This window comes from Candidatus Brevundimonas colombiensis (genome assembly GCA_029202665.1).
In the GTDB taxonomy this organism is placed as follows: Bacteria; Pseudomonadota; Alphaproteobacteria; order Caulobacterales; family Caulobacteraceae; genus Brevundimonas; species Brevundimonas colombiensis.
Window position 1 is genome coordinate 1,823,659 of sequence record CP119326.1, and the last position, 12,001, is coordinate 1,835,659.

The 12,001-nt window shown below is 66.3% G+C and carries 13 protein-coding genes, 1 tRNA gene and 1 other RNA gene; 6 read left to right on the forward strand and 9 right to left on the reverse strand.

What is annotated here, in order from left to right; genetic code table 11:
* Positions 1 to 88: 88 nt before the first annotated feature.
* From P0Y50_08630 to P0Y50_08645, 4 genes are all read right to left on the reverse strand, one after another.
* The gene (locus P0Y50_08630; GenBank protein ID WEK38618.1) at positions 89 to 2,155 is read right to left on the reverse strand and encodes a capsular polysaccharide biosynthesis protein; all 2,067 of its coding nucleotides are present in this window, start codon (positions 2,153 to 2,155) and stop codon (positions 89 to 91) included.
* Between the two features lie 100 nt (positions 2,156 to 2,255).
* Positions 2,256 to 3,086, reverse strand: coding sequence for a CoA ester lyase (locus P0Y50_08635; GenBank protein WEK38619.1), 831 nt, complete (start codon positions 3,084 to 3,086; stop codon positions 2,256 to 2,258).
* Positions 3,086 to 3,763 (reverse strand): SDR family NAD(P)-dependent oxidoreductase, encoded by a 678-nt coding sequence (locus P0Y50_08640; protein ID WEK38620.1) that lies wholly within the window; start codon positions 3,761 to 3,763, stop codon positions 3,086 to 3,088. The genes P0Y50_08635 and P0Y50_08640 overlap by 1 nt, the downstream gene beginning before the upstream one ends.
* A 58-nt stretch (positions 3,764 to 3,821) precedes the next feature.
* Positions 3,822 to 4,319, reverse strand: a complete 498-nt coding sequence (locus P0Y50_08645) for a GAF domain-containing protein (GenBank protein ID WEK38621.1) — start codon at positions 4,317 to 4,319, stop codon at positions 3,822 to 3,824.
* Between the two features lie 173 nt (positions 4,320 to 4,492).
* Here P0Y50_08645 and P0Y50_08650 point away from each other — a divergent pair, with 173 nt between their 5' ends.
* Positions 4,493 to 4,666 (forward strand): DUF1328 domain-containing protein, encoded by a 174-nt coding sequence (locus tag P0Y50_08650; GenBank protein ID WEK38622.1) that lies wholly within the window; start codon positions 4,493 to 4,495, stop codon positions 4,664 to 4,666.
* A 167-nt stretch (positions 4,667 to 4,833) separates the two neighbouring features.
* Here the strand turns inward: P0Y50_08650 and P0Y50_08655 are convergent, their stop codons facing one another.
* Together P0Y50_08655 and P0Y50_08660 are read right to left on the reverse strand one after the other, a co-directional pair.
* Complete coding sequence (locus P0Y50_08655; protein ID WEK38623.1) at positions 4,834 to 5,622, reverse strand: alpha/beta hydrolase; 789 nt, start codon at positions 5,620 to 5,622, stop codon at positions 4,834 to 4,836.
* Positions 5,623 to 6,047: 425 nt separating this feature from the next.
* Positions 6,048 to 6,123 (reverse strand) — tRNA-Ile (locus P0Y50_08660).
* 214 nt (positions 6,124 to 6,337) lie between these two features.
* On the opposite strand from P0Y50_08660, the gene P0Y50_08665 reads away from it, so the two are divergent.
* Positions 6,338 to 7,135, forward strand: a complete 798-nt coding sequence (locus P0Y50_08665; protein ID WEK38624.1) for an SIMPL domain-containing protein — start codon at positions 6,338 to 6,340, stop codon at positions 7,133 to 7,135.
* A 111-nt stretch (positions 7,136 to 7,246) separates the two neighbouring features.
* On the opposite strand, the gene P0Y50_08670 is transcribed toward P0Y50_08665, so the two are convergent.
* On the reverse strand, positions 7,247 to 7,603 hold the full coding sequence (locus tag P0Y50_08670) for an aspartate 1-decarboxylase (GenBank protein ID WEK38625.1): 357 nt from the start codon (positions 7,601 to 7,603) through the stop codon (positions 7,247 to 7,249).
* Positions 7,604 to 7,817: 214 nt separating this feature from the next.
* On the opposite strand from P0Y50_08670, the gene sppA reads away from it, so the two are divergent.
* From sppA to P0Y50_08685, 3 genes are all read left to right on the forward strand, one after another.
* Positions 7,818 to 9,596, forward strand: coding sequence for a signal peptide peptidase SppA (gene sppA, locus P0Y50_08675; GenBank protein ID WEK38626.1), 1,779 nt, complete (start codon positions 7,818 to 7,820; stop codon positions 9,594 to 9,596).
* 104 nt (positions 9,597 to 9,700) lie between these two features.
* On the forward strand, positions 9,701 to 10,024 hold the full coding sequence (locus P0Y50_08680; protein ID WEK38627.1) for a hypothetical protein: 324 nt from the start codon (positions 9,701 to 9,703) through the stop codon (positions 10,022 to 10,024).
* Between the two features lie 12 nt (positions 10,025 to 10,036).
* Positions 10,037 to 10,798: an N-acetylmuramoyl-L-alanine amidase gene (locus P0Y50_08685; GenBank protein ID WEK38628.1), complete on the forward strand. Its 762-nt coding sequence runs from the start codon at positions 10,037 to 10,039 to the stop codon at positions 10,796 to 10,798.
* On the opposite strand, the gene P0Y50_08690 is transcribed toward P0Y50_08685, so the two are convergent.
* Positions 10,795 to 11,088, reverse strand: coding sequence for a type II toxin-antitoxin system RelE/ParE family toxin (locus P0Y50_08690; GenBank protein WEK38629.1), 294 nt, complete (start codon positions 11,086 to 11,088; stop codon positions 10,795 to 10,797). The genes P0Y50_08685 and P0Y50_08690 overlap by 4 nt on opposite strands.
* A complete protein-coding gene (locus P0Y50_08695; GenBank protein ID WEK38630.1) occupies positions 11,089 to 11,280 on the reverse strand; it encodes a hypothetical protein in 192 nt (63 codons plus the stop codon). It lies immediately after the preceding gene.
* Between the two features lie 79 nt (positions 11,281 to 11,359).
* On the opposite strand from P0Y50_08695, the gene rnpB reads away from it, so the two are divergent.
* Positions 11,360 to 11,737: RNase P RNA component class A (gene rnpB, locus P0Y50_08700), an RNA gene on the forward strand.
* The last annotated feature ends 264 nt before the right edge of the window (positions 11,738 to 12,001 follow it).

Sequence of the window (12,001 nt, forward strand, 5' to 3'; positions counted from 1 at the left end):
GAGGCCTCGCTGCTTGAGGATAGTCGTTCCTGTCGCTCGACGCGCGGCGTCTCGCTGCTTCGGGACAGTCCGTTTCCATCCGAACGCGTCAATAGGACGGCGGCGGCCTGCGGTCGAGACTGGCGATGATGCCGGCGGCCCAGCGTTGCACCTGTCCGCGCGGCGCCCTGGGCGTCGGCTGGCTGCGCGCGGCGATCAGCCGGGCCACCAGATCCTCGGCCTCGCACGGCCAGCCCTCGGGCGTGACATAGAGGGGATAGGCGATCAGGGCGGCGTGGACCAGGTGATCGACCGTCGCCCGGCGACTGCGGCGCTCGAACCCCAACCGGTCGTCGGTCAGGCCCCATCCCGCATAGAAGGGCCGCCCATAGACCGAGACCGCCTTGCCCCGCATCAGGGCCTCGAACCCGGTCAGCGACGTCAGGGTCGCCACCCGCCGACAGGCGCTCAGGCAGTCCACGATGTCCAGCCCGTCGCCCACTGCGTCGACCGAGGCCATGGCCCCCGCGTCCAGCCGCCCAGGCCGGTTGCCCGCCAGCACGTCGGGATGGTTGCGATAGACCAGGAAGGCGTCGGGATGATCGCGCCGCGCCGCCTCGACCAGGGCAGAGTTGGTGTTCAGATCAGGCGCGCAGCCCAGCAGGATCGACTTGTCGTTCTCGACCTGACCGACGACCAGCAGGATGTCGCGATCCCCAATCCTGTCCGGCGTCCACCCGGTGGGCGCGTGACCCTTCAGATTGTATTTCGACAGGCCCGCATCGACCACGCGCGTCCGCAAGCCCGCCGCCCGCGCCAGCTGAACCGGCGAGAGGTCGGACGTCTCGATCAGGGTCTCCAGCCGCGAGGGCCGCGACGGGTCGTAATAGACGCCCTGGTCGTCCAGGGCGACCGACAGGGCGCCGACGAAATCGGACCCCAGGCCGCGCGAACGGATGAAGCCGTCCTCCATCCGCACCGTCGGGCCGCCAAACGAAGCCGCCGCCCGGCGCGTCGCCTCGCTCTCCTTGCCCGCCCACCAGATCAGTCGGCCATCGGTCGCCTTCGCATGGGCGGCGGCCCGCGACGGCGACATGAAATAACGCATCGTCGCCTTGGGCGAGTTCAGCAGGCGGCGCACCGGCGGACGCTTGGCGGGCGCGAACCCGACCGCCGACCACGATCCCGCCAGCCGGTCGGCCCGGTCGCGGAGCGCAATCAACCGCTCCAGCGCCTGTTCGGCCTCGCACCGCAGCCCCGTCACCGGATCGACATAGCGGCTGTAGGCGATCAGGGCGGCGGCCGCGACCTGTTCGATGGACCGCGCGACGCCGCGCCGTCCGGTCTGGACCGCATCGGTCGTCAGGCCCCAGCCGGAATAGAAGGGCGCCCCGAAACACCGCACCGGCAGGCCGCGCAACAAGGCCTCGAACCCCAGCGCCGAGGTCACGCAATAGACCGCATCCACGGCCGCCAGCAGGTCGGCGGGCCGCACGTCGGCGTCGATCAGGGTGACGCCGTCCAGATCGGTGACGCAGCCGCGCTTCCTCCCCGCCGCCACCGCCGGATGGCGTTTGACGATCAGCTGGGCGTCCGGCTCGTCGCGCCGGGCGGCGGCGATCATCTCGTCGAAGCTCCGGGCCGTCGCGAGGCCATAGCCGATGGAGGCGTCTCCGAACGTCTGGTCCACGATCAGCACCCGCCGACCGGGCTTCAGCAGGCCATGATCCAGCGGCTCGCCCATGTTCGTCTTGGACACGCCTGAGACGATGATCCGGTCGATCAGCCCCCGCGCCCGCGCCGTCATGGCGGCGTCGCACCAGTCGTCGGCCGTCTGGATCAGATGCTCCAGCCGACTGGCCCGCGTCGCATCGTAATAGACGCCCAGATCGTCCACGATCAGGCTCAGACTGGTCGCCCCCGCCTCACCGATGCCGACCGATCTCAGAAACCCGTCCTCCAGCGCCACATAGGGCCGCCCGTTCTTCTGGGCCCACCGTCGCCCCGCCGCCGCCGTCGGCTTCATCCCCCAGCCCAGCACCGCCTGCACATCCTCCCCCGGCAGGCGCCGCAGGTCGTAGTCGGCCAGGAAGACATCGAGAAACGGGACCTTCAGCACGCCGGGGGCGCACACCCAGGCCGGGTTTCTCGAAGGCGTATCGGTCGGTCGGGGCAAGGCGGGTCCGCTGAGGTTCGACGCGAGGTTTAGGGCGGTTGGCTCAAGGCGGCTAGGCCCGACGCTTCCGTCTCCTCCCCACAAGTGGGGAGGAGACAGGCTAATCCGCCTGCGCCAGCAAGGTCTTGGCCTGCTCCAGATGCAGCCGTTCCACCATCGCCCCGCCCACGCGGATCGCGCCCTGACCCTGGGCCTCAGGCGCGGCGAAGGCGGCGACCACCGCGCGGGCGTGGGCGATCTCGGTCTCGGACGGCGAGAACGCCGCGTTGGCCGCCGCGATCTGCGACGGGTGGATCAGGCTCTTGCCGTCGAACCCGTACATCCGCCCCTGCGCCGCCTCGGCCGCCAGTCCGTCGGCGTCCTCGATCCGATTGAACACCCCGTCCAGGGCCAGCAGGCCGTTGGTTCGTGCCGCCGCGACCAACACGGCCAGCCACGGCTTGAACGGCTCGCGGTCCGGGGACGCCCCGGTCCCCAATGTCTTGGCCAGATCGTTGACCCCCAGCATCAGCCCGTCCAGCGCCCCGTCCGCCGATGCGATGTCGGTCAGGGCCAACAGGGCGCGCGGCGTCTCGATCATGGCCCACAGGGCGCAGCCCCTGGCCAAGCCGTGGGACAGGGCGTGGACCGCCTCGGGCGTCTCCACCTTGGGCGCGACGACCAGCGTGGCGCCCGCCGCCTTCATCGCCGCCAGATCGTCCAGCCCCCAGTCGGTGTCCAGCGCATTGATCCGCACCCCCAGGCGCGGCCCGAACCCGCCGTCTCGAACCGCGGCGACGGCGGCGTCGCGCGCGGCGGCCTTGGCCTCGGGCGCCACCGCGTCCTCCAGATCCAGCACGGCGACGTCGCACTCAAGCGTGCGCGCCTTCTCGATGGCCCGGGCGTTGGAGGCGGGCAGGTAAAGCACGCTGCGGACCCGGTCGGCGCGCATCAGACGCGCCCCGTCACGGGAACCAGGGCGCCGGTCATGGCCCGGCTCTCGGGCGAGGCCAGGAACAGGATCACCGCCGCCAGATCGGCCGGCGCGACCCATGCGGCGGGATCGGCGTCCGGCATGGCCTTGCGGTTGGCGGGGGTATCGATGATGGAAGGCAGGACGGCGTTGACGGTGACGCGGGTGGTCTTCAACTCTTCCGCCAGCGCCTGGGTCAGGGCGTGGACCCCGGCCTTGGCCGCGCCATAGGCCCCCATGCCCGCCCCGGCCTTCAGCGCGGCGGCCGATCCGACATTGACGATCCGCCCCTCGGGCGCGGCCTTCAGCGCGGGCAGGGCGGCGCGGCTGGCGTTCAGCGCCGTGGTCACGTTCAGGGCGTGCATCCGGTCCCAGGCCGGCGCGGCGTCGTCGGTCGTCTGCCAGACGAAGCCGCCCGCGATGTTCAACAGGGCGTCCAGCCGTCCGAACCGCGCGATCACCCTATCCACCGCTCTCTGGGCCTGGTCGGCGTCGGTCAGGTCGATCCCGCCGACCTCCAACACCCCGCTCGGCGCCGCGTGGCCCGCAGCATGGTCGATGACGGCCACCTGCCAGTCGGCGTTCAGAGCCGCCTCCAGCACAGCGCCGCCCAGGACGCCGTGCCCGCCGGTGATCGCGACTGTCCGCTGGGTCATCACATCCTCCATCCCGCCGGGGACCATAGAGCCGCCCGCCACACGATCAACCGGGCGATCAACCCGCGCGGAACACCCGCGCCATCAGACGCTCCAGCGCGACCTGATCCTCTGCGTCGAAGGCGGCCGGGGTCGTCGCATCCACATCGAACACCGCGATCAGCGCGCCCGAGGCGTCCAGAACCGGAACCACGATCTCGCTGGCCGAGCGGCTGTCGCAGGCGATGTGGCCGGGGAAGGCGTTGACGTCCTCGACCAACTGCGTCTTTCGCGTCGCGGCGGCGGCCCCGCACACCCCGCGCCCAAAGGCGATCCGCAGGCATCCCAGCGTCCCCTGATACGGCCCGACCACCAGTTCGTCCGCCTTGTCCGGGGCCACGACATAAAAGCCGGCCCAGAAATAGTGGTCAAACGCATCGGCCAGCATCGAGGCCACGGTCGCCATCCGCGCCGTCACATTGGGTTCGCCGTCCAGCACGGCCAGGATTTCCGCCTCCACCTCAGCATAGCGCGCGGCCTTGTCGGCGGGGCGGTCGGTGCGGGCGACATAGGCCATGGGGAAACTCCGAAAACGATCAGGTCCGCCATATAGGGCCGTCGGGGCGACGAGGGGAGGGGCGGCGCGCGGCCCCGGTCCGCACCTTCGATCCGGGCCAGTCGGTGTCTGATTTCCTGGCGGTTTCGGAACCCGCCCGCACAACTGTCGTTGTGCAGTCAAAGGAGAACACAATGTTGAAATGGGCTTTGATTTTCGCAGTAATCGCCGTGGTGGCGGGCCTGCTGGGCTTCGGCGGAATCGCGGGCGCGGCCGCCGGCATCGCCAAACTTCTGTTCGTCGTGGCCCTGATCGTTTTCGCGGTCTTCCTGGTGCTGGGCTTCACCGTCGCCAAGAAAGTCACCTGATCGATCAGGTTATCTCGATCCGACGCGGCGGCCCCTCGGGGCCGCCGTTTTCGTTGATTTATGGTTGGCTCCCGATTGTGAGAGATAGCCACTTCTAAAAGTCGGAGAGTTGTTTGAAGACTGCCCCTCAGCCTGAACGGCGACAAAGCCAAGGGGCAGTAATTTAGTTATGAAAGGCTGACGGAAGTCCTTGTCAAAAATTTCTCAAGAATAGAAACAAAATAAGGTGGGGCCTCTTCCATTGGATAATGACCGCAATTGGGAATCACATTCAAACTTAGATTGCTAAACCAATTGCGGAATAGAGGGGCAAGGGTGGCCTCGTCTAGTCCTGGATCATGATCCCCAAGGATAAGATTGACTTTGGTATTCGAGCCGGAAAGCTCAGCGGAAAAATTTGTCCGAAAAAGATGAAAATACTGCATTTTCACCTCCGAAGTTGAGGAAAGTCGGCTGCGGTTCCGTTTAGCATCCATCCAACCATCGGATAGCTGACCAGACAAAAACCCGATTAACCTGCGAAATGCGTCGTCGTCGTTGGCCGTAGAAGCGAAGAATCTCAGCGCATCATCACTTGCAAGAGAACCGCTGGCTGGTAGTGGGCAGATGGCAGTAAGGCTGGTCACACGATCTGCTGCCAATACAGCAACGTACTGGGCTATCATTGCAGATAGTGAGTGCCCTACGATATGAAATCGGGGCCAATCAAGATAATCAACCAATGCAATAACATTCGATGCAATTTTTTGAATGTTAACCGGCACCGTGTATTCGCTCGATAATCCGTAGCCGGGAAGATCAGCAAAGATGTAGTGGAAATTTTTACCGTCAAGATACGGTAGTATGGGATCATATGTCGTGTGATCGCCATGCCAGTCATGCATTACGATGACCTTCTGCGGACCATCGCCTATCGCTTTATAACCAATGATCGCAGGGCTTGTATCAAAGCTCATATGAAATCTCCTTTGGCGTTTTGCCAAAAAGATCTCAACCGCCGCTCGGGCGGTGCTGATACTCGGGCTGCCTCGCATCTTGTCCCGGCTACGTCAACCCTGCTGATTGAACCAACTTTCCCCTTTCCCGGTCGCACTGAGAAAACACCTCTGACGCCTATCCAAAGCTGGCGGCAATCGACGACGTTTGCGTAGCGGCAGGCCGCCGGCTGGCCGAGGCTGGCGCGACGACCAAGGAAATCGCCGCCGTCCTCGGTCACACCAGCTTGGACGAGGCCGAAACCTATACCCGCTCGGCCGACCAGGCGAAGCTGGCCGACACGGCCATCGCCAAGCTAGAAAAGGCCAAAATAGAACACCCCGTGTCAAACCCTGAGTGTCAAACCTTCTAAACCCCTTGTTTTCACTGCCGAAAACATAGGGGGTGGTAGGCCCGGAGGGACTCGAACCCCCAACCAGACCGTTATGAGCGGTCGGCTCTAACCATTGAGCTACAGGCCCCCAGGGCGCGCCTTGGCGGAAGAGGTCTCGCCTAGCAGGCGCGGGCGCGATTTGCCAAGCGAGCGCGCATCAGAAGGTCGTCTTTCGTCGAATTCATGAAGATGAACGGAAACTGCAAGGCCGCGAAGGGCGTTCATTCAGGCGAGAACAGCCAAGGTCCACGCAACGGATCGACGAGCCTGTCGCTTCTGGATCGAATACGGAGACAAATCGCATGACCCGCACCCTGACGGCCCCGGCCAAACGCCAGACCACGCCCGCCCTGAAGACGCTGGCGCTGGGCGGCGCGGTCGCCGCCGCCGCCTTCATGGCCGCCGCCACGCCGCGCGCCATGGCCCAGACCGCCCAACCCTCCATGGGAGCCATGCATATGATGCAGCCCGCGCCGTCGCTGAACCTGTCGGCTTATGGGGAGGTCAAGACGGCGCCCGATATGGCCACCATCACTTTCGGCGTTCAGACGGAGGCCCCGACCGCTCAGGCCGCCATGCGCGACAATGCGACCCAGATGACGCGCGTCGTCGCCGCCTTGCGTCGGGCGGGCGTCGCCGAACGCGATATCCAGACCTCGGGCCTGAATCTGTCCGCTCAATATGACTATCAGCAGAACGAGCCGCCCAAGCTGCGCGGCTATGAGGCGGTCAACCGGGTGACGGTGGTCATCAACGACTTGACCAAGGTGGGGACGACGGCCGACGCCGTGGTCGCGGCCGGCGTCAATCAGATCGACGGCATCAGCTTCGGCCTGAAGGACCCCACGGCGGCCGAGAACCAGGCGCGCCAGCTGGCCGTCCGCAACCTTCAGGCCAAGGCCCAGCTGTACGCCCAGTCGCTGAACGTCCAGCTGTCGGGCATCCGCAACCTGACCGAGGGCGGCGGCTATGCGCCCCAGCCGCCGATGCCGATGTTCGCGCGCGCGCAAATGGCCTCGGCCGACGTGTCGACGCCCGTCTCGGCCGGCGAACTGACGGTGCGGATCGACATCACGGGCGTTTACGACATCGGTCGCTGAACCTTGACGGAAAAGAAGAAAGGCCCGCCGGCGACGGCGGGCCTTTTTATCGGTTGGCGATAGGGGGCGAACCCTGCGCCGCCCTTCACAGCCTGTGGAGAAGAGGCGGCTTCAGCCGGCGTGCTTGATCTCGTTGGCGTCGTCCAGCAGCACCACGTTCGGGTTCCATTGGCGGGCCTCTTCCTGGGGCATCTGGCCATAGGTGACCACGATGACCTTGTCGTTCTTCTGGACCAGGCGGGCGGCGGCGCCGTTGACGCCGATCACGCGAGAACCGCGCGGCGCCTCGATGGCGTAGGTGGTGAAGCGCGCGCCATTGGTGATGTTCAGCACGTCGACCTGTTCGTGCGGATAGATGCCCGCGGCGTCCAGCAGGTCCATGTCGATCGCGATCGATCCCTCGTAGTCGAGATCGGCCTGGGTCACCGTGGCCCGGTGCAGCTTGGACTTCATCAGGGTGACCAGCATCTGCGGTCTCCTCGTAACACACGCGCGATTTCAAGCCGCGCCGACAGGCGCCTCATATAGGGATTTTCGCCGTCTGCATCAATCGTCGCCGCTGCATTGCAACATGACGGGCGGCGTCGGGCCAAGTCCTGCGACAGCTTCATTTGACGGCGGCCCACGGCACCCTATGCTGGCCCGGCCATTTCCGGCCTGCGAACGCGCGTTTTCTCATCCGATGAAGCAATTCTTCCTGACGGTCCTGGGTGTCTTCACCGGGTTGATCCTGTTCGTGGTCGTCGTGCCCGTGGTTCTGCTGACGGTCGCCGTCGCCTCGTCGTCCAAGCCGACGATCCCGGTCAATACGGTGCTGGAGCTGGATCTGCGCAGCGGCGTCACCGACCAGCCCTCGTCCAATCCGTTCGCGGCCTTCGGCGGTTCGGGCCTGGCCCTGACCCAGGTGGTCGACGGCCTGCACCAGGCGCAAGGCGACGCCAGCGTCAAGGCCGTGCTGATCCGCCTGCCCGAAGGCGGCATGACCCCGGCCACCGCCGACGAACTGCGCCAGGCCATCCACCGCTTCCGCAACTCCGGCAAGCCGGTCATCGCCCACAGCCAGGGCTTCGCCCCCTCCGGCGCGGTGATGTCGACCTATATGGTCGGGGCCTCGACGTCCGAGCTGTGGATGCAGAACACCGCCGGCTTCCAGGCGACCGGCTTCTCGGCCGACAGCCTGTTCCTGGGCCGCGCCTTCCAGAAATACGGCGTGAAGCCCGAGTTCGAACAGCGCTACGAATACAAGAACGCCGTCAACGAATACACCCAGAGCGACTATACCGGGCCCCACCGCGAGGCCATGACCGCCTGGATGACCTCCATCTACGACACGGCCCTGGCCAATGCCGCCAAGGATCGCAAGACCACGGCCCCGGCGCTGAAGACCCTGATCGAGGCCGGCCCCTATACGGCCGAACAGGCGCTTTCCAACAAGCTGATCGACAAGGTGGGTCAGGTCGAGGAGGCCGAGATCGCCGTCAAGGGCCGCGCGGGCAAGGGCGCCGAGATCGTCGAGTTCGGCAAATATCTCAGCCAGAAGGGCGAACGCACCGGCTCGGGCCGCAACGCCATCGCCATCGTGGGCGGCGAGGGGGCCATCGTCACCGGCCGGGGCGGCGGGGGCGGCTTCGGCGGCGGCTCCTCCATCCATTCCGACGACACGGCAGAGGCCATCTACGACGCCATCAAGGACAAGGACGTGAAGGCCATCGTCTTCCGCGTCTCTTCGCCCGGCGGCTCGCCCGAGGCGTCCGAACAGATCCTGGCCGCCGTGCGCGCGGCGCGGGCGGCCGGCAAGCCGGTGGTCGTTTCCATGGGCGCCTACGCGGCCTCGGGCGGCTATTGGGTCAGTTCGGAGGCCGACTGGATCGTGGCCCAGCCCACCACCCTGACCGGATCCATCGGCGTGTTCGGCGGCAAGTTCGTGCTGGCCGACGCCTTGGGCCGGTTCGGCGTGGACATGCGCGGCCTGACGGTGGGCGGCGAATACGCCGACGCCTTCTCGCCCGGCCAGAGCTTCACCCCGGCCCAGCGCGCGGCCTTCTCGGGCCAGATGGACCGCATCTACGACGACTTCATCAGCCGCGTCGCGACGGGCCGCAAACTGCCGGTCGAAAGGGTGCGCGAGATCGCCAAGGGCCGCGTCTGGACCGGCGCCCAGGCCCTGCCGCTGGGGCTGGTGGATCAGATGGGCGGCCTGACTGAGGCCGTGGCCAAGGCCAAGGAGCTGGCCAAGATTCCCGCCGACCAGTCCGTGCGCTTCAAACACTTCCCCAAGGAGAAGTCGCCGTGGCAGGCCCTGTCCGAAATGTTCGGCGTCCAGACCGAAGCCGCCAAGGCCCTGGTCATGCTGGGCGGGGTGATGGCCGATCCCCAGGCCCAGGCGGTGATGCAGCGGGTGAGCAGCGACCGGATGCGCAGCCAGGGCGCCGTCGTCCTGGCCGACCAGCCGGTGTTCTGACGGGCCGCCGGTGCGCGGCCGTGCGACGCAGTCCATTGACCGCAGGGGCCGATGGACCGACATTGCGGATCAGGCGTTCTCCGGATCGCCTGAAAGGATGATCCATGTTCCAGCCTGAACGTCTCGCCAGCCTCGGTTTGGCCGCCCGCCGCCGTCCCAATGGTTTTGTCGCCTCTGCGATGTGGCTCGCGGGCATGATCGCGGCCGTCGCGGCCATGGCCGTCGGCGCGGTTCTGGCCGTCTTCACCGCTGCGGCCGTGGCGGTGATCGCCCTGTTCGCCGGGGTGTTGGTCTTCCTGGTCGGTCTGGTCATGCGGACCCGGCGCACCATGACGCCGCGCCGCCGCGCGGGCGATCCCGACCTGATCGAGGCGCACAAGGTGGACGGCGCCTGGGTCGCCTATGGCTGGGAACGCAACGGCCGCTGAGCCGACGTCTTCATGATCGCCTTCATCGACGCGCCTTCGCCCAGCTTCGACGCGCGCCGCGCGCCGCCCGACATGCTGGTGCTGCACTATACCGGGATGCAGACCGGCGAGGCTGCGCTGGCCCGCCTGCGCGACCCCGAGGCCAAGGTCTCGGCCCATTATCTGGTCGAGGAAGACGGCCGCATCTTCCGCCTCGTGCCCGAGGAACGCCGCGCCTGGCACGCCGGTCGCGGCGTCTGGCAGGGCCAGGACGACTGCAACGCCGCATCGATCGGCATAGAGATCGTCAATCCGGGGCATGAGTTCGGCTATCGCGCCTTTCCCGAGGCCCAGATCGCGGCGGTCATCGTCCTGATCGACGACATCCGCAGCCGCTGGACCATCCCCGACAACCGCATCATCGGCCATTCCGACCTGGCGCCGGACCGCAAGGAAGACCCCGGCGAACTGTTTCCCTGGAAACGTCTGGCCGAGGCGGGCCACGGCCTGTGGTTCGAACCCGCGCCGGAACGCATCCAGGCCCTGGGCGGCCTGCTGCAGAAGGGCGATCAGGGCATCGGTGTCATCGTCCTGCGCGCCGGCCTGCATCGGTTGGGCTACGGCCTGAAACCCGGCGGCGACTATGACGTGGACACCGAAACCGCCGTCCGCGCCTTCCAGCGCCACTGGCGCCCGGCCCGCATCGACGGCGTCGCCGACGGCGAAACCCGCGCCCGCCTGGTCGGCTTGCTCCAACTCGCCAGCGCCGACAGTGTCACGGGCGTGCTGAACTAAAGGTCCAGACGGTCCTGGAAGGGGCCGTAAACCCGGATCACTGCGACACGCCGAGCGGCCTCATCGACCTGGTAGAAGATGCAGTGACCTTCGACCGGCCTCTCGCGCATCCCGTAATCGCCGACCGGCCATCGTAACGGCGCATCCTTCAGATCAAGCAGGGCTCGATTGATCCTGCTGTAGCGCGCCGACCCACGCGAGCCGCTGCCCGGCTGCGTCAGCCAGGCCTTGGCCTGCAGAATGTCGTGTTGGGCGCGCGTTGCGATCCTCAGCGCATAGCGACGCGCCATTCAGCGTGCGGCGTCCTCTGCTTCCGCAATCTCGCCTTCCAGCCAGCGGTCGGCGGCTTCGCCTTCGATAAAATGACCGGCGGCCATGTCAGCCAAACCTTCGTTCAGGAATGCACGCATGCGCTCCGGCCGCGCCTGGCGCTCGTCTGGCGTTTCATGGTCGTGGTTGGATTTCGGAACAGCGGAGGCCATGACGCGATCATATCGCAATCGGCGCGATCATGCATCGCCGATATTGACCCCTCAAGCCGCAAGGCGCATCTAGCGCGCGCCAGACGGCTGGGCGGTCGCGGCGGACCTTGCGTCCGTCGAGGAAAGTCCGGGCTCCACGGTGAAAAGGCGGCGGATAACTTCCGCCCGGGGCGACCCGAGGGATAGCGCCACAGAAAGCAAACCTCCGGCCTTGCGAGGCCGGTAAGGGTGAAAGGGTGGGGTAAGAGCCCACCGCGTAGGCGGCAACGTCGACGGCATGGCAAGCCCCGCCTGGAGCAAGACCAAATAGGGACATCGCGCGGGTTCGCTCGCGGGGCTCACCGCCTCAGATGTCCGGGTAGGTCGCGAGAACCGATCAGCAATGGTCGGTCCAGAGGAATGATCGTCGCCGTTCTTCGGAGCGGAACAAAACCCGGCTTACAGGCCGTCTGGCATAATTATCTGTTTGGCCCACTTGAGGTCAGCTTTAGGGCCTATCGGCCTTCGGCCTACTTGAGACTGTTGGCGGTGTTGCCCATGCAGTCGATAGGCACCGCTGTCTGCGCGTTGGCGCCTCGATCCGCGTGCGGATTATCCCCGCATTTCAGTGTTCTGGCAGGGGTCCCGCAGGTTTTCGGGCGTTAACCTATTGTCTGTTCAACGAAGGTTAGAACGCTTCACAGGCTGTGAATACTTCGGTTGTTCTGTGTATGTTCCATGT